Origin of the sequence: Pyxidicoccus caerfyrddinensis, from assembly GCF_010894405.1 — a bacterium.
Lineage (GTDB): Bacteria > Myxococcota > Myxococcia > Myxococcales > Myxococcaceae > Myxococcus > Myxococcus caerfyrddinensis.
Genome location: NZ_JAAIYA010000015.1, coordinates 245,356 through 266,451 on the forward strand (window position 1 = coordinate 245,356; position 21,096 = coordinate 266,451).

The following is a 21,096-nucleotide window of genomic DNA, read 5'->3' on the forward strand; positions in this document are numbered from 1 at the left end:
CGCTACGCCCCGCCGGCCGCCAGGTCCTGCAGCTCCTGCCAGCGCGCGTAGAGCCGGTCCACCTCGGCGGCGGTGGCCTCCAGCTCCTTGTTCACCTCGGCCACCTTGGCGCCGTTGCTGTACACGGCCGGGTCGGCGAGCTGCGCCTCCAGCCCCGCCTTCTTCGTCTCGGCCGCTTCGATGGTGGCCTCCATGCCGTCCAGCTCGCGCTGGTCCTTGTAGGAAAGCTTCCCCGGCTTGCGCGCGGCCTTCGACGCGGCGGGCGGCGGCTCCTCCTTCTTCGGAGCGGGCTTCTGGGCCGCGGTGGCCGCCTGGGCCTCCGACTGCTCCTTCAGCCGCCGGTACATCGCATAGTTGCCCTCGTACCGGGTGACGCGGCCGCCGCCCTCGAAGGTGAGGATGCTGGTGGCCACCTTGTCGAGGAAGTACCGGTCGTGCGTGACGAGCAGTGTGCTGCCGCCGAAGTCCAGGAGCAGCCGCTCCAGGATGTTGAGCGTGACGATGTCCAAATCGTTGGTGGGCTCGTCCAGCACCAGCACGTTGGCGCCCTCCAGGAACAGGCGCGCCAGCAGCAGCCGGTTGCGCTCGCCGCCCGACAGCGCCTTCACCTTCATGCGCTGCATGGGCACCGGGAAGAGCAAATCGTCCAGGTAGTCGCGCAGCGCCACCTTCTGGTCGCCCAGGATGACCCAGTCCTCGCCCTGCGAGGCGGACTCGTACACCGTGGACTCGAGGTCCAGCTGCGCACGCTGCTGGTCGTAGTACGCGACCTTGGTGTTCTTCCCGATGACGAGCTTGCCGCCGTCCGGGGGCGTCTCTCCGAGCAGCACGCGCAGGAACGTCGTCTTGCCCACGCCGTTGGGCCCCACCAGCCCCACGCGCTCGCCGCGCTGGAGCCGGAAGTCCACGTTGCTGAGCACCTTGCGGTCGCCGAAGGACTTCTGGAGCCCCTCCGCCTCGATGACGGTGTGGCCCAGCCGGGGCGCCGCGGCCACGCGCAGGTCCGCCACCTTGGGGCGCTGGAAGCCCTTCTCCGCCATCAGCTTCTGCGCCCGGTCGATGCGCGCCTTGCTCTTGGTGCGGCGCGCCTCGGGGCCCCGGCGCAGCCACGCCACTTCCTGCGCAATCCAGCGCTCGCGCTTGTGCTGGGCAACCTCCGAGTTCTCCTGCGCCACCAGCTTCTGCTCCAGGTACGCCTGGTAGTTGCCGGGGTAGGACGTCACGCCCTCGCCGGGCTGGATTTCGACGATGCGGTCCACCAGCCCGTCGAGGAAGTAGCGGTCGTGCGTGACGAGCAGCAGCGCGCCGGGCAGCTTGTCCAGCTCCTCCTCCAGCCAGTCCGTCGTGTCCGCGTCCAGGTGGTTGGTGGGCTCGTCGAGCAGCAGCAGGTCCGGCCGCGTCAGCAGCGCCCGGGCAATGGACACCCGCTTGCGCAGGCCGCCGGACAGCTGCGCCACCGGCCGGTCCCAGTCCTTCACGCCCAGCCTGTCCAGCAGTGTCTTCGCGTGGTGCTCGGTGCCCCAGCCGCCCATCTGCTCGATGCGGTCGCTGAGCGCGGAGAACTGCTCCAGCAGCTTCTCGTGCTCCTCGGTCGGGGCGGCCTCCAGCCGCTTCGCCAGCTCGGCGTGCGCGGCCAGGGCCTCCTTCAGCGGGGCCTCGGACACGGACAGCTCCGAGGCCACCGTGGCGCCCTCGGGGAACTCCGGCTCCTGGGGCAGGTAGGTGACGCGGGCGCCGCGCCGGAGCTGCAACTCGCCCGTGTCCGGCTTCGCCGCGCCGGCGAGAATCTTCATCAGCGACGACTTGCCGGAGCCGTTCACGCCCACCAGGCCCACGCGCTCGCCCTCTTCAATGGTGAAGGTGAGGCCCTGGAAGACGGTGCGGCTGCCGAAGCTGAGCTGGACGTTGGCGGCACGAAGCAGCGTCACGGTGTGTGGACTCCCGAAAAGGCGAAAGGCGCCCCTCACTGAAGAGGAGCGCCTTCCTTACCGCCAGAGTGCGGCGGATGCGTGGACTACTTGCGGGCCGCCTGCTCCGCGGCCAGCCGCTCCTTGTACGCGGCCATCAGGGCCTCGGACTCGTTGCGGGGCACCGGGGTGTAGCGGGCGAACTCCATCGTGAACTCGCCCTTGCCCTGGGTAGCCGAGCGCAGGTCCGTGGAGTAGCCGAACATGGTGTTCAGCGGCACCTCGGCCACCGCCGTCACGTAGCCCTCGGCGGTCTCCGTGTTGAGGATGGTGCCACGGCGCTGGTTCAACTGCCCCACCACCGAGCCCTGGAAGTCCTCGGGAGCCTGGACCTCCACCTTCATCATCGGCTCGAGGATGATGGGCTTGGCGGCGGCGTAGCCCTCGCGGAAGCCCATGATGGCGGCCGTCTTGAACGCCATTTCGGACGAGTCCACCGCGTGGAAGGCGCCGTCGTTGATGACCACGCGCACACCCACCACGGGGAAGCCGATGAGGCTGCCCTTCTTCACGGCCTCGGTGAAGCCCTTGTCGCAGGCCGGGATGTACTCGCGGGGGATGGAGCCGCCGACGATGTCATCCACGAACTCGTACTGCTGCACCGCGTCCGAGGGCAGCGGCTCGAGGTAGCCGCACACGCGCGCGAACTGACCGGAACCGCCGGTCTGCTTCTTGTGCGTGTAGGCGAACTCGCCCTTCTGGCTGATGGTCTCACGGTACGCCACCTGCGGCTTACCGGCCTGGACCTCGCAGTTGTACTCGCGCTTCATGCGCTCGATGTAGATCTCCAGGTGCAGCTCACCCATGCCGCGGATGATGGTCTGCCCGGACTCTTCATCGCGGTGCACGCGGAAGGTGGGGTCTTCCTTGGTGAACCGGTTGAGCGCCTTGGAGAAGTTGGCCAGCGCGCCGCGGTCCTTGGGGGACACGGCGAGCGAGATGACGGCGTCCGGCACGTGCATGGACGTCATCGTGTAGCTCACGGTGCCGTCGGTGAACGTGTCGCCGGAGGCGCACTCGATGCCGAACAGCGCGACGATGTCGCCCGCCGTGGCATCGTTGATGTCGTTCATCTGGCTGGAGTGCATGCGCACGATGCGCGGCACCTTGACCTTCTTCTGGTTCGCCTGGTTGACGATGAAGTCGCCCTTCGCCACCCGGCCCTGGTAGATGCGCATGTACGTCAGCTGCCCGTAGCGCCCATCCTCCAGCTTGAACGCCAGACCCACGAACGGCTTCTCCGGGTCCGACTCGAGGATGACCTTCGCCTCGTTGTTCTTCTGGTCCAGCGCCTCGTTGGTCGCCTCCTTGGGGTTCGGGAGGTAGCCACACACGGCGTTGAGCAGCAGCTGCACGCCCTTGTTCTTGTAGGCGGAGCCGCACATGACCGGCGTCATCTTCAGGGCGATGGTGGCCCGGCGGATGGCGGCGGCGATCTGCTCGTTGGTGATGGAGGAGTCGGCCAGGAACAGCTCACCGAGCTGGTCGTCCACCTCGGCCACGCCTTCAATCATCTGCTGGCGGCGCGTCTTGGCTTCCTCGAGCATGTCCGCGGGAATCTCTTCCTCGCGCACGTTCTCGCCGTTCTCACCGTCGAAGTAGAACGCCTTCATGGTGACCAGGTCGATGAGGCCCTTGAAGCGGTCCTCCGCGCCGATGGGGAACTGCAGCTTCACCGGGTGGTGGTTCAGCTTCTCCTTCAGCTGCGCGGCCACGCGGTCATAGTTCGCGCCGGCGCGGTCCATCTTGTTGACGAACGCGATGCGCGGAACGCGGTAGCGCTTCATCTGCCGGTCCACGGTGATGGACTGGGACTGCACGCCGGACACCGAGCAGAGCACGAGGATGGCACCGTCGAGGACGCGCAGGGAGCGCTCCACCTCGATGGTGAAGTCCACGTGTCCCGGGGTGTCGATGAGGTTGATGTTGTGCTCGCCCCACATCGCGAACGTGGCGGCGGACTGGATGGTGATGCCCTTCTCACGCTCCAGGTCCATCGAGTCCATGATCGCGCCCACGCCGTCCTTGCCGCGGACTTCGTGGATCTCATGGATCCGGCCCGTATAGAACAGGATGCGCTCGGAGAGCGTCGTCTTGCCCGAGTCGATATGGGCGGAGATACCGATGTTGCGAATCTTCTCGATGGGTACGTTGGCGGCCACGATCCGGTCCTTCTTGATTTGAAAAGTGCCTGAGGGAACAGAGCAGGCGGGGCCCTTACTTCCCACAGGACTGAGTTTCCAGCCAAATCCGCATGACGGTGGGCTTGCCTACACCCACCTCCGCCTACCAGGCGTGTGTCCCACCTTCTATATAGATGAGGCCCGGGTCGCTGCTGGAATCGACCGGGCAATGCTTTCCGAGGTCTCCTAACCATGAGCGCGTCCGAAAACTTCTCCCTCGCAAGAGCCTGGCTGCACGCTTTCAACTCCCACGACGTGGACGCCCTGGTGGCGCTCTACGCGGAGGACTGCACCCACACCTCCCCGAAGATTCGGGTGCTCCATCCGGAGACGGGTGGCCGCCTGATTGGCCGCCCGGCGCTGGCGAAGTGGTGGCGGGAGGCCATCGCCCGGCTGCCCGGGCTTCGCTACGAGGAGACGGCCCTCACCGCGGATCAGGACCGTGTCTTCATGGAGTACCTGCGCCACGCCCCGGGGGAGGCCCCCATGCCGGTGGCCGAGGTGCTGGACGTGCGCGGGGGGCGGATTGTCGCCTCGCGCGTCTACCACGGCTGAGAGGCCGCACGGGCGGGAGGGGTTGGGCTAGGGTGACGTGACGACGAGGAGGACGGCCGTGGCGAAGAACCCCAGCTCCAGCGCCCCCACCAGCACCTTCGACAGGGACTTCGGCTACCTGTTGCCCTTCATGGACAAGGTGGCCGCCGCCGCCGCCGAGCTCCAGGACGCCGCGGCCCGCGAGGAGCTCACGCGGCTGATGGCGGAGGAGAAGGTCCGCTGGCAGCGCATCAAGGAGCTGCTCGGCGGCGCCGGGGGACGCGCGGCGGCACCGACGTCCACCACGGCCTCGGGCCGCACGGGGGCGCCGCCGCTGGCGCGCGCCTCGGCGGACAGCGTGCACCGCGTGGCGCCCACGTCCGCGGGCCTCACGGTGGGCAGCCTCAAGGGCACGCGCTAAAAGCGTCAGTCGCCCACGCGCTTCAGGTAGTCCAGCGCGTCGAAGGTGGCCGTCTTGTAGGCCTCCGACAGCGTGGGGTAGTTGAAGCACGTCTCCACGAAGAGGCGTGCGCCGGAGCCGGTGAGCAGGGCCGTGAGGCCGATGTGCACCAGCTCCGTGGCCTGCTCGCCCAGCACGTGCACGCCCAGCAGCTTGAGGCTCTCCCGGTGGAAGAGCAGCTTCAGCAGGCCGTGCATCTCTCCGATGATTTGCCCGCGCGGGTTGCTGGAGAAGGCGGCGCGGCCGACGACGTAGGGCACCTCCTTCTCGCGCAGGCTCTCCTCCGTCTCCCCGGCCATGGACACCTCGGGGATGGTGTAGATGCCGTACGGCAGCACCGGCGCCAGGGTGCGCGCGCTGGTCAGGTCGAAGGCGTGCTCCACGGCGATGCGCGCCTGGTCCATGGAGGTGGAGGCCAGCGCGGGGAAGCCGATGACGTCGCCCACCGCGTAGACGTGCGGGACGACCGTCTGGAAGTCCGGGCCCACCTCCACGTGGCCGCGCTTGCTCAGCTTCACGCCCAGCGCCTCCAGCCCCAGGCCCGTGGTGTTGGCGGTGCGGCCGGACGCCACCAGCACCTGGTCCGTGTCCACCACCTCGCCGGTGGAGAGCGTCAGGCGGATGGGCTCGTCCTGGCTCGGAGGCACCTCCACCGTGTTCACGTTCTGTCCGAAGCGCAGGCGGATGCCGAGCGCCACCATGCGCTGTCCGAGCAGCGCGGAGATTTCGTCGTCGAGGAAGGGCAGGACCTCGTGCTTCAAATCCACCAACGTCACGGGGATGCCGAGCGCGGCGAACATGCACGCGTACTCGCAGCCGATGACGCCCGCGCCCACCACCACCAGCGAGCGCGGCAGGCGGCCGATGTCGAGGATTTCATCCGAGTCGTGCACCCGCGGGTCGCCGAAGGGGTACTGCGGCGGCCGGTACGGGGCGGAGCCGGTGGCCACGAGGATGAAGTCGCCGGTGAGCCGGCGCTCCGTTCCGTCCTGGCTCCGCACCAGCACGGTGTGCGTGTCCGCGAACGAGCCGGTGCCGCGCACCACCTGCACGCCGTGGCGCTGAAGGTTCTGGAGGATGCGCTCGCGCTCCATGCCCTTCACGCGGCGCTCGCGGTAGAGGAAGTCGGAGACGGTGGCCTCGTGGCGCAGCGTGGTCTCCACGCTGTAGAGGCCACGGGCCTTGAGGCCGGAGAGGTGGAGCGCCGTCTCGCGCAGCGTCTTGGAGGGGAGGGTGCCGGTGTTGGCCGCCGTGCCACCCAGCACGGGCTCGCGCTCCACCACCACCACGCGCTTGCCCCCCAGCGCCGCCTGCACCGCGCCCCACTCTCCCGCGGGGCCGCATCCGATGACCACCAGGTCGAAGTCCGCCATGGGCGGCGACCCTAAACGAGCCCGGGAGTGCTTTGAAGTCACGGCGTGAGGTATTGCTCGAAGAAGAGCGCTGTCTGTCGCATGGCCTCGCGCGAGGGCTCCACGTCGTCCACCAGGTCGAAGGCGTGGTGGCCTTCCGGCACTTCCACCAGGGTGATGGGCGCGCCCCGGCCCTTCGCGTCCTGGACGAAGGCGTCCAGGGTGGCGTTGAGCTCCGGCGCGTCCCGGCCGGCGCGCACCACCAGCAGCGGCGGCAGCTTCTTCGCGTCCACGGCCCCCAGCGCCTCGCGGGCGCCCGTGCCCTTCGGCAGGCCCGGCGCGTCGAGCATGGGGTACCAGGCCGCCACGCACTTCAGCCCCGCGGGCGGCTGCTTCTTCAGCGCGGGCGTCACGCCCCCCAGGCCGCCTCCGGACATGGCCAAGAGGCACATCCGGCTCGTGTCCAGGCGGTTCGCGGTGGACTCCTTGCGGAGGAAGGCGAGCGTGGCCTCCACGCGCTGCCGCAGGGCCGGCACGTCCGTCAGCCACTGCTCCTGGGCGGGGCCGGTGGCGGGAGAGCCCAGCTCGGGCACCGCCACCGCGTAGCCAAGCGCCGCGAGCCAGCGCGCCTGTCCGGAGAAGGCGGGCAGCTCCCGGACGTGGGGCGCGAGGGCCGGGTGCAGCAGGCCGTGGACGAGCACCACCACGGGCACGGGCTCGCGGGAGGCGACGTCGGGGATGTAGAGGTCCAGCTTGTACTCGCGGCCCCCCGCGCGCGCGTACGTGAGGCCGCGGCGCGCCTGCACCTCCTCCATGCCGGGCATGGAGAGGACGGGCCGCAGCTTCGCCCACTCGGGAAGGGGCGCGCCCTTCAATTCCGGCGCGGCGGGATTGGCGATGACGGGCATGCCGTAGCCGGGGACTCCGCCGAAGCCCAGGTGCGCGCGGAGCCACTGGGCGCGGTCTCGTCGCGCGGCCTCGCTCAGCTCGTGGGCGCCCTCGTAGAACTTGAAGAGCTTGGGCTCTTTGGCCGCGTCGATGTAGGCGCGGGCCTCGGCGTAGCTCACCCAGGCGTCGGAGCGGCCGTACTGGAAGAAGAGGGCCGCGGGCGCGGGGGCTCCGCCGCGAGGGCGGGCAGGGCGACGACGAGCGTGAGCAGCAGGGGGCGAAGCCGGGTCATGGGGAACGCCTCGGTGGGGGCGCGCCGTCAGGGCGGCCCGGCCTTCAACTCAGTGCGATTCGACCCAATCCGCAAGCTTCGTGCGGCTCAAGACTCCGCCGCGCCGCGTCCTTCGTACTTCAGGCCCTCACGGACCTCCTCATCGGTGAGGAGGCGGAAGGTGCCCTCGGGGAGGTCGTCCAGCACGATGTCGCCCACGGCCTCGCGGTGGAGCGCTCGCACGGGCAGGCCCACGGCGCCGAGCATCCGCTTCACCTGGTGGTTGCGGCCCTCGGTGATGGTGACCTCGACGGTGTGCTCGTCGCGGACCACCACCTTCGCGGGACGCGCGGGCCCGTCGTCGAGCGTCATTCCCTTGCGCAGGGGCTCCACCTTCTCGTCGCTCGCGGTGCTGAACACCGTGGCCACGTAGCGCTTGGGCAGGCGCGTGTCCGGAGACGTCGCGTGGGCCACCAGCTTGTCGTCGTTGGTGAAGAGCAGCAGGCCCGTGGACTCCACATCCAGCCGGCCCACCGCGTGCCACGTGTAGCCGGCCAGCTCCGGTGGGAGCTGGGGCAGCAGCACCTCGAACACGGTGCCGGTGCGGTGCTGGCGCGCGGTGGAGGACAGCACGCCCGCGGGCTTGTGGAAGGCGAGCACGCGCGTGGCCGGCGCGCCCAGTTGCACCACCAGGCCGTCCACCTTCACCACCGAGCCCGGGGGCACGGGGGTGAGCGCCATCTTCGCCACGCGGCCGTTGATGCTGACGCGGCCGGCGGCGATGGCGTGTTCCGCCTCTTCCTGGGGCAACACGCCGGCCCGGGAGAGAGCGCGCGAAAGCCAGTCCGGCTTCTCCTTGCCCTCCCAGCGCTTGTGCGTCGGTATCTTCGGCTTGTCGGGCTTGCGAGGCATGGGCGCGGCACTGTACCTGCCCGGGCCGGGCGGCACAGCGCTACTTGCGCGCCATCCGGTCCGGGTCCTCACCCTCGGCGGAGCCGGGCGTCTTCCCGGGCTCTTCCTGGGGCATCCGGCGCTGCTCATCGAGCCCGCCACCCTCCGCCGTCCTCGGCGTGCGCTTCGGCTCGTCCTCCGATGGGGCCTGGCGCTGACTGCCGCGGCCGGGCTCCTCGCCACCAATCTCCATCGACTCGTAGGGCATGTGGTCCATGCGGGTCTTCCCCTCCTGGGCGCGTGTCGCCAGTCGCTGGCGACCCCGGGAAGGTAGGCATGCCTCCGGCTCGTGGCGCCTTGGGCCTTGCGGACGGACGCCTGCTCGCTCACCCTCCAGGCCCCCCGCCGCGGAGGTTCCATGTCGCGTCTTGCCGCCTGCCTCGTCCTGCTCGCGCTGCCCGCCCTGGCCGCCGAGCCGGCCGCGGTTCCCCGCCGTCCCGTGCACACGTACTCCATCGTCGCCAGGGACCCGGCGACGGGAGAGCTGGGCGTCGCCGTGCAGTCACACTGGTTCTCCGTGGGCTCCACCGTCCCCTGGGCCGAGGCCGGCGTGGGCGCCATCGCCACCCAGTCCTTCGTGGACCCGTCCTACGGCAAGCTGGGCCTGGAGTTGATGCGCGCGGGCCGCGCCGCTCCGGATGCATTGAAGGGCCTGCTCGCCGCCGACAGCGCCAGCAACGTGCGGCAGGTGGGGATGATTGACGCCCAGGGCCGTGTCGCCGCCCACACCGGAGACAGCTGCATCGCCGCCGCCGGCCACATCGTCGGCGAGGGCTTCTCCGTCCAGGCCAACATGATGGAGAAGGACACCGTGTGGCCCGCCATGGCGAAGGCCTACCGCGAGTCGAAGGGAGACCTGTCAGAGCGCATGCTGGCCGCGCTCGAGGCCGCGCAAGCACAGGGCGGGGACATCCGTGGCAAGCAGTCCGCCGCGCTCATCGTCGTGTCCGCGAAGCCCTCCGGCCGCCCGTGGATGGACCGGAAGTTCGACCTGCGCGTGGACGATGCCGCCGAGCCCCTCAAGGAACTGCGCCGGCTCGTCACCCTCCAGCGCGCCTACAACTTCATGAACGAGGGCGACCTCGCGATTGAGCGCAAGGACACCGACGGCGCGCTGAAGGCCTACGCCTCGGCGGAGAAGCTGGTGCCGGACAACGCGGAGATGGTGTTCTGGCACGCCATCTCGCTGGTCGGCGTGGGCCGCGTGGACGAGGCCCTGCCGCTGCTGCAGCGCACGTACAAGGCCGACCCGCGCTGGCGCGAGCTCCTCCTCCGGCTGCCCAAGGCGGGCCTGCTCCCGGATGACCCGAAGCTCCTCCAGCGGCTGACGGGTGGGAAGCCCGCGAAGTAGCTCGCGGACGCAGGACGACCGGGGAGGCGGGCGGTCCCAGTGCCCGCCTCTGTCACCGGCTCGGACGACGGGGCCGTGCGCTTGTGGACATCCGCCGGGATGGAGACGTTCCCCCGGAGAGGATGACCATGCGCACGTCCCTGGCCCCGTTGCTCACGCTGCTCACCCCCGTTGTCGCGCTCGCCCAGGCGCCTCTTCCGGGCCCCATCGAGCAGGAAGCCTCCCGCAGCCCCACGTTCTGGTTCTGGGTGGTGCTGCTCGCGCTGGCGGCGCTCGCCTTCGCCTGGAGCGCGTTGCTCATCTCCCGCAAGCGGCGTGGGCCACCTCCGGGGCCGGGAACTGGCGCTGGTCGCGGTCCGCGCACGCCCCGCCACGTCTAGCCCGGCGTCAGCTTCTTGCGCACGGTGTGGAGCGCGGCGAGCCAGAGCCGCGCCTCCTTCCGTGTCAGCCGTGAGCGGCGCAGCGGTGCGAACAAGTCCCGCACCGCGGTGCGACCCGGCTGCTCGTCCACGAGGAAGCCTCCCGCGCCGAGCATCGTGTCGAGCGCGGACTCCACCTGTGCCAGCTCCGCGTCCGTGGCCGCGGCCGGAAGCGGGGCCGGGGGCGGCGGGCTGGCCTCCAGTGTCGCCACGCGCACCTCGTAGGCGTAGAGCAGCACCGCCTGCGCCAGGTTGATGGAGGGCTGCTCGGGCGCGGTGGGGACGGCGGAGAGGTCGTGGCATCGCTCCACCTCCGCGTTGGTGAGTCCGCTGCGCTCGTCTCCAAAGACGATGGCCACCGGCCCCTGCGGTGCGCGCGCGACGAGCTCCTCACCCACGGCGCGCGGTGGCAGGCGGCGCTTCCCCTCCACCTTCCGCGAACTGGTGCCCACCACCCACACGCAGTCGGCCACGGCGGCCTCCAGCGTGTCCTCGCGGCGCGCGGCGTCCAGCACGTCTTCGGCATGGACGGCGAGCCGGCGCGCCGGGCCCAGATCTTCCACCTCCGGCGTCACCCAGACCCAGTCGGACAGGCCGCAGTTCTTCAGGGCGCGCGCGGCGGCGCCGAGGTTCTCCGCGTTGCGCGGGCGCATGAGGACGAAACGGACGGGCAGCACCATGGGGCGCGCACCTTAGCGCCTTCGCGATTCGGCTCCTCTCTCGTTGACCGTGAGCCCTGTCGCCTCCTATAGCCTCTCGCCATCGACGTCTTCGCGGGTGTCCGAGGCCACGGCAACACTGTGGTCCACCGGACACCCTGCGGGCCCGGTGACGCATGGGGGACGCGCACGGGCCGCGGGCGACCGACCACAGTCCTCCCTCGTGCGGCGCGCGCATCCCCGGCACGCCGCATGAAATATCGCAGGCACCTTCCGGAGGAACCATGGGTTCGCGGTCCGTCGTCACACAGAGAGCGCCTCGCTCGAGCTGGCCCCTCGTCGCGCTGCTGGTCGGCGCCACGCTCGCGGGCTGCAAGCAGGAGCAGCCGCCGCAGCAGCCCGGCACCCCCACCGCCTCGCCGCCCGTCACGGCGACCACTCCCGCCCCCGTGGCCGGCGCGGACGCGGGCACGGCCACGAGCGCGGCCGTCACGCCGCCCACGCCCGAGTCGCTGACGCCCGTCATCCGCGAGCTGGCCACCGAGGACGCGGTTCCCCGGGGCATCGTCATCGAGTTCCCCCGCCCCGTGGCCCCCGAGGACAGCGAGGTGAAGCCGGGCACCATCGTGGCCCTCGTGCCCCGTGTGGTGGGCAGCTTCTCGTGGCGCACCCCGTCCACGCTCGTCTTCACTCCGTCGGCGGGCGAGGGCTTCCGCTTCGACACGACGTACACCGTCACCCTCGAGTCCGTGGAGACGGGCACCGGCGTGGTGAAGGCGCCCTCCGAGGGCGCCTGGTCCCACCGCTTCACCACCCCGGCCTTCCAGTTCGTCCGCCTCGCGCCCCGGCAGCTGGACCTGCTCAAGGGCCGCGTGGAGGTGGACGTCGTCTTCTCCGGCCCGGTGGACCTCAATGCCGTCCGCTCGCGGGGCACCTTCCAGGTGGAGGGTGAGTCCATCTCCGACGTGAAGTGGCGCACCGTCCCCAACATGCGCAACGTCGTCAGCGCGCAGCTCGGGCACCCGCGCCTCAAGCCCGCCGCGAAGCTGCGCTTCGACCTGAAGGCCGGGCTCGCCGCCGTGGGCGACGCGAAGGCCACCGCCCCCGTCGCCCAGCGCACCGTCGAGCTGCGCGCCGGGAAGCGGCTGGACTTCACCCGCGTCTCGCTGGGCGAGGGCTCCACCGGCCACTACCTGGAAGTGAGCTGCCGTGACGTGGAGGCCGACGCCCCCGCCAGCCCACGCGAGTCCGAGGAGTACGACGAGTACTACTGGAACGACAGCAACAAGGGCTGCCTGCTGGACGACGGCGTGGCGGCGGACGCCATCCACCTGACGCCCGCGGTGAAGTTCTCGATTGCACCGTCCCGCCGCGGCTTCCGCATCTTCGGTGATTTCAAGCGCGGGCCCTATTCGCTGCGCATCGACGCGGGCACGCCGTCGGTCGGCGGCGGCGTGCTGCTGTCGCCCTACGTGAATGTCGTCTCCGTGCCCGCGCGCAAGCCGCAGGTCTCCTTCGCCACGTCCGGCCGCTACCTGCCGCGCAGTGCGTGGCGCAACCTGCCCTTGCAGCACCTCAACCTGGACGAGGTGGAGCTGACCGTCCGCCACGTGCCGCCGGAGAACCTCGTCTTCTGGATGAGCGACGACAACACGGAGACGGTGGACGAGCGCACCTCCAACGTGGTGGCGAAGCGCAAGCTGGCCCTCAAGTCGCAGCCGGACACGCTGACCACCACCTACGTGGACGTGGCCAACCTCGTGCCCGCCAACACGCGGGGCCTGGTGGAGGTCTCCGCGCGCAAGGGTGAATGGCAGGCCGCCACCCGCATCCTCCTCACGGACCTGAGCCTCGTGGCAAAGCGCGGCGGGCCCGCAGCCGGCTCCACCGACAAGGGCGAGGTCTGGGTGTGGGCGCTCGGCATGGAGAACACCGAGCCGCTGTCGGGCGTCGAAGTGTCACTGGTGAAGAAGAGCGGCCAGACGGTGGCCCGGTGCACCACGGTGGCGACGGATGGCTGCCAGCTCAAGGTGCCCGCGCCCGGCGTGGATGACTCCGAGCCCTTCGCCCTCATCGCCCGCGACGGCGACGAATTGACGTACCTGAAGTACAGCGAGCTGAAGACGGAGATTGCCAACTCGGACGTGCAGGGCGAGCCGTACCGCTCGGAGAAGGCCTACCGGGGCTCGCTCTGGTCGGACCGGGGCGTGTACCGCCCGGGCGACACGGCGCACGTGGCCGCGGTGCTGCGCGGGCAGGACGACGTGGCGCCTCCCACGGGCATGCCCGTGGAGTTGGTGGTGGTGGACCCGCGCGAGCGCGAGTTGAAGAAGGTGTCGCTCAAGACGAACGAGGCGGGCCTGGTGGCGCTGGACGTGCCCTTCGAGGCCTTCCAGGACACGGGCCGCTACCGCGTGACGCTGAAGGTGGCGGACCGCGACGTGGCCACCTACGCCTTGAGCGTGGAGGAGTTCGTCCCCGAGCGCATGAAGGTGACGGCGCGCACGGAGAAGGAGGGCTACGTCCAGGGCGAGGAGATACCGGTGGCGGTGGAGGCGGCGTACCTCTTCGGCGGCTCGGCGGAGGGCAGCCCGGTGGAGGTGACGTGCCGGCTGGTGCCTTCCGAGTTCAAGCCGAAGGAGAACGCGCAGTACGCCTACGGCGTGTGGCGCCAGGATGGCGGGCCGCTGCGCGCCGTCACACTGGGGCAGGTAAAGGGCGAACTCGACGCGAAGGGCCAGGCGCTGCTGCGCTGCCCGGCGCAGGCGGCCACGGGCGGGCTGCGGGGCGCGGCGCGGCTGACGGCGCTGGCCAGCGTCTTCGAGTCCGGCAGCGGCCGCTCCAGCGTGGGCGATGCGTCCACGCCTGTGCACCCGGAGGCGTACTACGTGGGCCTCCAGGCCACGACGCACAAGGTGAAGGCCGGCAAGCCCTTCACCGTGAATGGCGTGGTGGTGGACTGGGACGGGAAGCTCCTTACCTCGGGCAAGGCGCCGAAGACGGTGGACGTGGAGTACCTGCGCCTGGAGGAGGAGTACGGCCTCCACTACGACGAGTCGGAGGGCTATGAGCGCTACCAGCGCTACCTCCGCCCGCTGCGCGAGGGCCGCACCACGGCGCAGGTGCAGAATGGCCGCTTCACCCTGCAGGTGACGCCGGGTGAGGACGCCGCCGGCTACCTGGTGCGCGTGCGCTCCGGCGCCACCCAGACGGACCTGGAGCTGGAGGGCGAGGGCCGCTACTACTGGTGGGGCGAGGGCTCGCGCGTGGACCAGACGCCGCGCCCGCTCAAGCCCACGTCGCTGGACGTGGCGCTGCCGACGACGGCGCGCGTGGGGCAGGCCATCACCGTGAAGCTGAAGGCCCCGTACAAGGGCCGCGTGCTCTTCACCGCGGAGACGGACCGCGTGCTCGCCACCGAGTGGAAGGCGGTGGAGCCCGGCGAGGTGACGTGGACCTTCACGCCGAAGGGCTTCGCGCCCAACGTCTACGTGAGCGCCTTCCTGGTGAAGGACCCGCACCTGGAATCCAAGGAGGCCTTCATGCCGGACCGCGCCTTCGGCGTGGCCAGCGTGCCGCTGGAGCCGGTGGACTTCACGCAGGCCGTGAAGCTGAACGTGCCCACGGAGGTCCGCTCCAACGACACGCTGACGGTGGACCTGGACCTGGGCGCGGTGGAAGGGCCCACCTTCGCCACGGTGGCCGTGGTGGACGAGGGCATCCTCTCCCTCACGCGCTTCCAGAGCCCGGACCCGCTGAAGCAGCTCTTCACCAAGCGCGCGCTCGGCGTGGACACGTATGAAACCATCGGCTGGACGCTGCTGGTGCCGCCGGGGGGCAACTCGAGCTCCACGGGTGGTGACGGCGAGGGAGATGCTTCCGGTCGCGTGCAGCCCGTCAAGCCGGTGGCGCTGTGGAGCGGCGTGGTGCAGGTGCCGGCCAACGGCAAGCTGCGCGTGCCCTTCAAGCTGCCGCAGTACCGGGGCGCGGTGCGGGTGATGGCGGTGACGGCGGGCGCGAAGCGCATCGGCCACGCGAGCGCCCAGGTGCTCGTGAGAGACCCGCTGGTGCTCCAGGCCACGCTGCCGCGCTTCCTCACGCAGAACGACGAAATCCAGGTGCCCGTCTTCGTCACCAACCTGTCCGGCAAGGCGCAGGACGTGAAGGTGACGCTGGTCACGGAGGCCCTGCCGGTGCCGGGGCTGATTGCCACGACGGCGGCCTCGCCCCTCCAGCTGCTCGGCAAGAGCGAGGGTCGTGCCCGACTGGAGGACGGCAAGTCCTCCACCTTCGTCTTCCAGGCGAAGGCGGTGCAGGCGGTGGGCGCGGCGCGGATGACGGTGACGGTGGAGGGTGGCGGCTACACCTCGCGCGAGTCGCTGGACGTTCCGCTGTCGCCCGCGGGCCCGCGTGAGCGGCGCGTGCAGCGCATCGAGCTGGCGCAGGGGACGACGGACGTCTCGAAGTACCTCCAGGGCTGGGTGCCCACCACGGAGCGCTCCACGCTGTGGGTGACGGCGAATCCGTATGCGCAGTCGCTCCAGCACCTCTCGTACCTGGTGCAGTACCCGTACGGGTGCGTGGAGCAGACGACGTCCTCCACGCGGCCGCTGCTGTACGTGTCGGAGCTGCTGGACGACGTGGACCCGACGCTGAAGCAGGGCCGGGACGTGAGCGACATGGTGCTGGCGGGCATCAACCGCGTGCTCTCCATGCAGACGCCGTCGGGCGGCTTCGCGTACTGGCCGGGCCAGACGGAGCCGGTGGAGTGGGGCACCGCCTACGCCACGCACATGCTGCTGGACGCGCAGAAGCTGAAGTACCCCGTGCCGCAGGACCGGCTGGATGACGCCCTCACGTGGATGGGCAACGAGCTGAACAACCAGGAGGGCCGCACCCAGCGGCACGGCGGCTACAGCGAGAGCTCCGAGGCGTACATGCACTACGTGCTGGCGCTGGGCGGCAAGGGGCGCAAGGCGCGCATGCAGAAGATGGTGGAGGTGCTGGCCGAGCGCGCCAAGAAGTCCCCGCTGTCGGGCGAGGACCGCGAGGAGGACTACATGCTCAAGTCCGCGCTGTGGCTCGCGGGAGACCGCCGCTACGAGAAGGAGCTGCGCAATCCGGACCTGTCGCCCGTCACCGAGGAGCGGAAGAACAACTGGTCCTTCTACTCGGACCGGCGGCGCCGGGGCTTCATGCTGAGCACCTTCCAGGACCTCTTCGGCAACGACGCCGCGGGCGAGCCGCTCGCGCGCATGGTGGCCGAGTCGCTCCAGTCACACCCGAGCGGCTACTACACGACGCAGGAGCTGGTCTGGGGCATCACCGGCCTGGGCAAGCGACTGCAAGGGACGGTCGCGAAGTTCACCCCGCCGGTGCTCATGGCGGACGGCAAGGTGGTGGCGCCGAAGCAGGACAAGGACGCGCGCGCGTCGGACCGCACGTGGGCCCTGGCCCGCGCCAGCGAACGGCAGGGGCTCCAGCTGGAGCTGAAGACCAAGGACGAGGGGAAGCTGTACCTCGTGCTCAGCAGCGAGGGCGTGCGCACGGACGGGCAGGTGAAGACGGGCGGGCAGGGGCTCACGCTGAGCCGCACGTGGCGCAAGCTGGACGGCACGGAGCTGAACCTGCGCTCGGGGCCGGTGTCGCTGGCGGACCTGGTCTACGTGGAGCTGACGGTGCGCAACACCACCGCCGAGCGCGTGCAGAACCTCGCCCTGGTGGACCGGCTGCCGGCGGGCTGGGAAATCGAGAACGCGCGGCTTGGCCGCGGTGGCAGCGCGGCGTGGATTGACGCCGACTCGCTGTGGACGGCGGACTACGTGAACATCCGCGATGACCGCATGGAGGTGTTCGGCAGCCTGGCGGCGGGCGAGTCGAAGAAGGTCATCTACGCGGTGCGCGCGGTGACGGCGGGTTCCTTCACCCTGCCGTCAGCGGAGGTGGAAGCCATGTATGACCCCCGTCTCTGGGCGCGCGAGTCGGCCGGCACGGTGCAGGTGTCCGGCCCGTGGAAGGACAGCCTGCTCTAGGCCAGCGTGTCCCAGAGCGCGTCGAACGCGCGGCTGAAGGGCTGCACCAGCCGCGCGTCGTCGCACACGAGCACGTTCTCATGGTTGTGCTCCGCCGCGGAGCGCGTCCAGTTGTAGCTCCCCGTAATCAGGCGCAGCCGGTCGAACACCGCGAACTTGTGATGCATATGGGCCTCGCTCCTGTCCAGCCGCACCGGCACGCCGGCGGCACCCAGCCGCTCCATGTCGGAGCCCACGTCGAGCGCCTTGTCATTGTCTCCGATGACGCGCACCCGCACGCCGCGGCCATGGGCCTCCAGCAGCGCGCGGGTGATGCGGTCATCCGTCACGGTGTAGACGCACACCTCGATGGAGCCTCGTGCGCGCTGTATCTGCTGGATGATGGCGTTGAGCGGGCCGTCTCCTGGCGTGAAGTGGGCCTCCATGCGGGAGGCCTCCACGCTCCTCGGGGCGTGCAGGGCGTCCACCATCTCCTCCAGCCAGGAGATGACCTCGCGCGAGCGCGGCTCCTTCACGGAGGCGCGTGCCAGGGCGAAGGCCCGCGTGCGGAAGACGGCCAGCAGGGCCTCTCCCGCGCGCCGCTCCACGAGCACCGCCTGGAGCGCCTGCCGCTCGGTGGGCGTCAGCCTCCGGTCATCGATGATGGAGGCGAGGATGGCGTCGACCTCGACGGGATTCATAGCGGAGCGACTCCTGGCATGGGCCCTCGTAGCATAGAGGGAACCTGCTCCCACGGTGAGGCGCCCCCGGGAGCCGACGTCCCATGAGTCGCATCCGCCGCATCGTCCGGAGGCTCGTCCTCGTCACCGTGGGGCTGCTCGTGCTCGCGGGGGCGGGCGTGTGGGCCGCGTGGTGGGTGCCGCTGCCGACGCGGCTCTCCGCGCCGGCCTCGGTGGTGATGGAGTACCGGGACGGCACGCCGGCCCACGTCTTCCTGGCGCCGGATGAGCGCTGGCGCATCCCCACGTCCCCCGAGCGCGTGGACCCGGCCTACCTCCGCGCGCTGGTGGCGCTGGAGGACAAGCGCTTCTTCCACCACCCGGGCGTGGACCCGCTGGCCGTGCTGCGGGCCGCCGCGCGCAACGTGACGCGAGGACGGCGGGTGTCGGGCGCGTCCACGCTCACCATGCAGCTGGTGCGCGTGCTGGAGCCCCGCCCGCGCACCTTCACCTCGAAGCTCATCGAGTCCTTCCGCGCGGTGCAGCTGGAGTTGCGGCTGACGAAGCAGGAGGTGCTCGCGGCCTACCTGCAGTTCGTCCCATACGGGCGCAACGTGGAGGGCGTGGAGGCCGCGGCGCTCGCGTACTTCGGCCACACCGCGTCGCACCTGAGCCCGGCGGAGATTTCCACGCTGCTGGCGGTGCCGCAGAACCCCAACCGCCGCTTCCCCTCGACGGAGAACGCGGCGCGGCTCAGGGCTGCGAGGAACGGGGTGGCGCAGCGGTTGTTGCACGAAGAGGCGCTGCCTCGCGGCCCGGCGGAGGCCACGGTGTCGCCCGAGGCGGTGCTGGCCGAGGTGCACTCCACGCCGGTGCCCGTGGGCCTCAGGCCGTTTCCCCGCGAGGCGCCGCACGTAGCGGTGTGGCTGCGGACGCAGCACCCGGAACTGGCGCGGCTGCGCACCACGCTGGACGCGGGCACGCAGCGGATGGTGGAGCGGCTGATGCGGGACGCGGCGGCCGGGCTGGCCTCGCGCGGCATCCACAACGGGACGGCGGTGGTGGTGGAGCGTGAGCGCGCGGAGGTGCTCGCGCTGGTGGGCAACTTCGACTTCTTCGACCTGGAGCACGGTGGACAGATTGCCGGCTTCGCCACGCCGCGCTCTCCGGGCTCGGCGCTCAAGCCGCTGCTGTATGCGATGGGCATCGACCTGGGACTCGTCGGCCCCGAGCAGCTCGTGGCGGACGTCCCCACGGCCTACGGAGGCTATGCGCCGCGCAACTTCGACGGCCGCTTCCAGGGGCTCGTGCGGCTGGAGTACGCGCTGTCGCAGTCGCTCAACATGCCCTTCGTGCGGCTCCTGGAGCGCGTGGGCGTGGAGCGCTTCCTGGGCACGCTGCGCGCGGCGGGCGTCACCAGCCTGGAGACGGAGCCGGGACACTACGGCCTGTCGGCGGCGGTGGGCGGCATCGAGCTGACGCCGCTGGAGTTGGCGGGCGTGTACGTGGCGCTGGCGGGGGACGGGCATGCGCCAACGCTGCGGTTGCTGGACGACGGGCAGCCCACGGGAGCGCCGACGGAGGTGATGTCCCTGGGAGCGGCGTGGCTGACGCGGCGGGCGCTGTCGCTGCGCGACAGGCCGGACTTTCCCGAGCGGCGGCGGCTGACGGGCCTGCCGGCGCGGGTGCACTGGAAGACGGGGACGAGCTTCGGACACCGGGATGCATGGGCCGCGGGCTCGGGGCCACGGCACACGGCGGTGGTGTGGCTGGGGAACTTCGACCACTCGCCGAGCGTGCACCTGGTGGGCGCGGACGCGGCCGGGCCGCTGCTGTTCGACATCCTGGAGGGCGTGGGTCCGCGCGGGAAGGCAGTGCCGGATGAAGAAGTGGAGCCGCCGGAGGACCTGATGCGCGTGGAGGTGTGCGCGTACTCGGGGCACCTGCCGACGGACGCGTGCGTGCAGCGCAAGACGGTGCTGGCGCGGCGCTCGGCGGTGCCCACGGGGCGCTGCCCGTACCACCAGAAGGTGGAGGTGGACGTGGCCACGGGGCTGGCGGTGGGGCCCACGTGCAGGGCGGGGCGCAAGACGGAAGAGCGGGTGTTCCTCACCTGGCCCGCGACGATTCGCCGTTGGCTGGAGGAGCAGCACCGGAGGTTGCCGGAGCCGCCCTCGGCCGCGCCCGGCTGCGAGCCCGGAGGCGCGCGCGCGGCGCCGATGATTGTGTCGCCCGCGGATGGTCAGGTGGCGATGCTGATTCCAGGCGTGCCCGCGGAGCAGCAGGAGATGCCGCTGGAGGCGGAGGCGTCACACGAGCGCGCGCTGACGTGGTTCGTGGATGGGGCGCTGCTGGGCACTGCGCGCGCGGACGAGCGCGTGTGGTGGACGCCCTCGGTGGGCGCGCACGAAATCCTCGTCACCGATGACAGGGGGCTCACGGCGAAGCGGACGCTGGTGGTACGGGAGCGGCGCTGAGCGTGCCCCCCGGGAGGTCGGATGCGGGGACGATGAAAGGAGCACCCATGAAGGCGTGGAACTTCCGACTCGTGGGCCTCATCGGCGCCGCGCTGATGGCGGGGTTGATTGCACTCGCGGTCGCCGGGCCCGTGCGGCTCATCCGGATGCCTGACGGCCATTGGCTTCGCGTCAGGACTCCCGGAGTCATCAAGGTCGCCGGAGGGCAATACCGCTACTTCATGTGGGGGACGGATGCGGTGGTGAGGAGGGAGCTCGACACCGACGGTGACGGTCGGTACGACGTTCGAGGTGACGACTGGCAGTCGAGCCGTCCCAGGTGGTGCTGGCTCCGGGGTGCGTCAGGCTGGGAACCCGCGGCTCCCGAGCGCTGCGTGGCGGCGAGTGACCAGCTCTTGAAAGGCCACCCGTAGGCAACCCCGGCCTCGCGTCCTCCCGCACCGCCGCGAGTCGAATCAGAGGAACCGCGCGCGCAGCTCGGGCGTGGGCATGCGGCACGCCTCCGCCTTGCCGAACCAGCGATAGCGATTGCGCGCGATGAAGCGGTACACGACGTCGCGGATGGGCGTGGGAATGACGACGAAGGCGTAGAAAAGCTTCCACGCGCCGGGCAGCTTCCGGGCCACGCGCAGCGCCGCGCTGGAGCGCTCGTACACGCGCCCGTCCTCCACGAGGATGAAGCTCTGGGGCTCGGCCTCGGGCACGCGGCCCAGGGGGCCGAGCAGCGCCGCCGCCTGGGTGGACTGGAGCGCCGCGAAGCGGAAGCGCGCGGAAGGGTCCCGGTCGATGATGAAGTTCACCGCCCCATTGCAGAGATTGCAGACGCCGTCGAACAGCACCACTGCGTCCTGCTTCGCCTCGCTCATTCCGGACCTCCCCCCGCTAGATAACGC

General features: G+C 70.7%; 16 protein-coding genes. 7 read left to right on the forward strand and 9 right to left on the reverse strand.

Annotated features, from left to right (window positions below):
- Positions 1-2: 2 nt before the first annotated feature.
- Positions 3-1,928 carry an ABC-F family ATP-binding cassette domain-containing protein gene (locus tag G4D86_RS32235; protein WP_163997924.1) on the reverse strand — a complete coding sequence of 642 codons (1,926 nt, stop codon included), beginning with the start codon at positions 1,926-1,928 and terminating at the stop codon, positions 3-5.
- Positions 1,929-2,014: 86 nt separating this feature from the next.
- Positions 2,015-4,129 carry an elongation factor G gene (gene fusA, locus G4D86_RS32240; RefSeq protein ID WP_163997925.1) on the reverse strand — a complete coding sequence of 705 codons (2,115 nt, stop codon included), beginning with the start codon at positions 4,127-4,129 and terminating at the stop codon, positions 2,015-2,017.
- 213 nt (positions 4,130-4,342) lie between these two features.
- On the opposite strand from fusA, the gene G4D86_RS32245 reads away from it, so the two are divergent.
- Complete coding sequence (locus G4D86_RS32245) at positions 4,343-4,705, forward strand: nuclear transport factor 2 family protein (protein WP_163997926.1); 363 nt, start codon at positions 4,343-4,345, stop codon at positions 4,703-4,705.
- A gap of 58 nt (positions 4,706-4,763) precedes the next feature.
- The gene (locus tag G4D86_RS32250; RefSeq protein ID WP_205519906.1) at positions 4,764-5,105 is read left to right on the forward strand and encodes a hypothetical protein; all 342 of its coding nucleotides are present in this window, start codon (positions 4,764-4,766) and stop codon (positions 5,103-5,105) included.
- A gap of 5 nt (positions 5,106-5,110) precedes the next feature.
- Here the strand turns inward: G4D86_RS32250 and sthA are convergent, their stop codons facing one another.
- The 4 genes from sthA to G4D86_RS32270 all read right to left on the reverse strand — a co-directional run bounded on the left by sthA (position 5,111) and on the right by G4D86_RS32270 (position 8,823).
- Complete coding sequence (gene sthA / locus G4D86_RS32255; RefSeq protein WP_163997927.1) at positions 5,111-6,517, reverse strand: Si-specific NAD(P)(+) transhydrogenase; 1,407 nt, start codon at positions 6,515-6,517, stop codon at positions 5,111-5,113.
- A 38-nt stretch (positions 6,518-6,555) separates the two neighbouring features.
- The gene (locus G4D86_RS32260) at positions 6,556-7,563 is read right to left on the reverse strand and encodes a dienelactone hydrolase family protein (RefSeq protein WP_163997928.1); all 1,008 of its coding nucleotides are present in this window, start codon (positions 7,561-7,563) and stop codon (positions 6,556-6,558) included.
- A 200-nt stretch (positions 7,564-7,763) separates the two neighbouring features.
- Complete coding sequence (locus tag G4D86_RS32265; protein WP_163997929.1) at positions 7,764-8,567, reverse strand: pseudouridine synthase; 804 nt, start codon at positions 8,565-8,567, stop codon at positions 7,764-7,766.
- 40 nt (positions 8,568-8,607) lie between these two features.
- Positions 8,608-8,823: a hypothetical protein gene (locus G4D86_RS32270; protein ID WP_240360589.1), complete on the reverse strand. Its 216-nt coding sequence runs from the start codon at positions 8,821-8,823 to the stop codon at positions 8,608-8,610.
- A 141-nt stretch (positions 8,824-8,964) separates the two neighbouring features.
- On the opposite strand from G4D86_RS32270, the gene G4D86_RS32275 reads away from it, so the two are divergent.
- Together G4D86_RS32275 and G4D86_RS32280 are read left to right on the forward strand one after the other, a co-directional pair.
- Positions 8,965-9,957, forward strand: coding sequence for a DUF1028 domain-containing protein (locus G4D86_RS32275; protein ID WP_163997930.1), 993 nt, complete (start codon positions 8,965-8,967; stop codon positions 9,955-9,957).
- A gap of 128 nt (positions 9,958-10,085) precedes the next feature.
- The gene (locus G4D86_RS32280; RefSeq protein ID WP_163997931.1) at positions 10,086-10,337 is read left to right on the forward strand and encodes a hypothetical protein; all 252 of its coding nucleotides are present in this window, start codon (positions 10,086-10,088) and stop codon (positions 10,335-10,337) included.
- Here G4D86_RS32280 and G4D86_RS32285 read toward each other — a convergent pair.
- Positions 10,334-11,056, reverse strand: a complete 723-nt coding sequence (locus tag G4D86_RS32285; RefSeq protein WP_163997932.1) for an RNA methyltransferase — start codon at positions 11,054-11,056, stop codon at positions 10,334-10,336. The genes G4D86_RS32280 and G4D86_RS32285 overlap by 4 nt on opposite strands.
- Before the next feature lie 263 nt (positions 11,057-11,319).
- On the opposite strand from G4D86_RS32285, the gene G4D86_RS32290 reads away from it, so the two are divergent.
- A complete protein-coding gene (locus tag G4D86_RS32290) occupies positions 11,320-17,067 on the forward strand; it encodes an alpha-2-macroglobulin family protein (RefSeq protein WP_163997933.1) in 5,748 nt (1,915 codons plus the stop codon).
- On the opposite strand, the gene G4D86_RS32295 is transcribed toward G4D86_RS32290, so the two are convergent.
- Positions 17,064-17,747 carry a phospholipase D-like domain-containing protein gene (locus G4D86_RS32295; protein ID WP_163997934.1) on the reverse strand — a complete coding sequence of 228 codons (684 nt, stop codon included), beginning with the start codon at positions 17,745-17,747 and terminating at the stop codon, positions 17,064-17,066. The two genes, G4D86_RS32290 and G4D86_RS32295, sit on opposite strands and share 4 nt — an antisense overlap.
- A gap of 83 nt (positions 17,748-17,830) precedes the next feature.
- Between G4D86_RS32295 and pbpC the strand changes: the two genes are divergently transcribed.
- Entirely contained in the window at positions 17,831-20,203 is a 2,373-nt protein-coding gene (gene pbpC / locus G4D86_RS32300) for a penicillin-binding protein 1C (protein WP_163997935.1), read from the forward strand.
- Between the two features lie 47 nt (positions 20,204-20,250).
- Positions 20,251-20,616 (forward strand): hypothetical protein, encoded by a 366-nt coding sequence (locus G4D86_RS32305; RefSeq protein WP_163997936.1) that lies wholly within the window; start codon positions 20,251-20,253, stop codon positions 20,614-20,616.
- A gap of 42 nt (positions 20,617-20,658) precedes the next feature.
- Here G4D86_RS32305 and G4D86_RS32310 read toward each other — a convergent pair whose 3' ends face one another.
- A complete protein-coding gene (locus tag G4D86_RS32310) occupies positions 20,659-21,069 on the reverse strand; it encodes a thiol-disulfide oxidoreductase DCC family protein (RefSeq protein WP_163997937.1) in 411 nt (136 codons plus the stop codon).
- Positions 21,070-21,096: the final 27 nt, after the last annotated feature.

What these genes read in the sequence shown, in the direction of transcription:
- G4D86_RS32275 (WP_163997930.1), top strand. Translation starts at nt 8,965, where the DNA reads ATGTCGCGTCTTGCCGCCTGCCTCGTCCTGCTCGCGCTGCCCGCCCTG.
- G4D86_RS32295 (WP_163997934.1), bottom strand. Translation starts at nt 17,747, where the DNA reads ATGAATCCCGTCGAGGTCGACGCCATCCTCGCCTCCATCATCGATGAC.
- G4D86_RS32280 (WP_163997931.1), top strand. Translation starts at nt 10,086, where the DNA reads ATGCGCACGTCCCTGGCCCCGTTGCTCACGCTGCTCACCCCCGTTGTC.
- G4D86_RS32290 (WP_163997933.1), top strand. Translation starts at nt 11,320, where the DNA reads ATGGGTTCGCGGTCCGTCGTCACACAGAGAGCGCCTCGCTCGAGCTGG.
- G4D86_RS32285 (WP_163997932.1), bottom strand. Translation starts at nt 11,056, where the DNA reads ATGGTGCTGCCCGTCCGTTTCGTCCTCATGCGCCCGCGCAACGCGGAG.
- pbpC (WP_163997935.1), top strand. Translation starts at nt 17,831, where the DNA reads ATGAGTCGCATCCGCCGCATCGTCCGGAGGCTCGTCCTCGTCACCGTG.
- G4D86_RS32305 (WP_163997936.1), top strand. Translation starts at nt 20,251, where the DNA reads ATGAAGGCGTGGAACTTCCGACTCGTGGGCCTCATCGGCGCCGCGCTG.
- G4D86_RS32310 (WP_163997937.1), bottom strand. Translation starts at nt 21,069, where the DNA reads ATGAGCGAGGCGAAGCAGGACGCAGTGGTGCTGTTCGACGGCGTCTGC.
- G4D86_RS32245 (WP_163997926.1), top strand. Translation starts at nt 4,343, where the DNA reads ATGAGCGCGTCCGAAAACTTCTCCCTCGCAAGAGCCTGGCTGCACGCT.
- sthA (WP_163997927.1), bottom strand. Translation starts at nt 6,517, where the DNA reads ATGGCGGACTTCGACCTGGTGGTCATCGGATGCGGCCCCGCGGGAGAG.
- G4D86_RS32265 (WP_163997929.1), bottom strand. Translation starts at nt 8,567, where the DNA reads ATGCCTCGCAAGCCCGACAAGCCGAAGATACCGACGCACAAGCGCTGG.
- G4D86_RS32270 (WP_240360589.1), bottom strand. Translation starts at nt 8,823, where the DNA reads ATGGACCACATGCCCTACGAGTCGATGGAGATTGGTGGCGAGGAGCCC.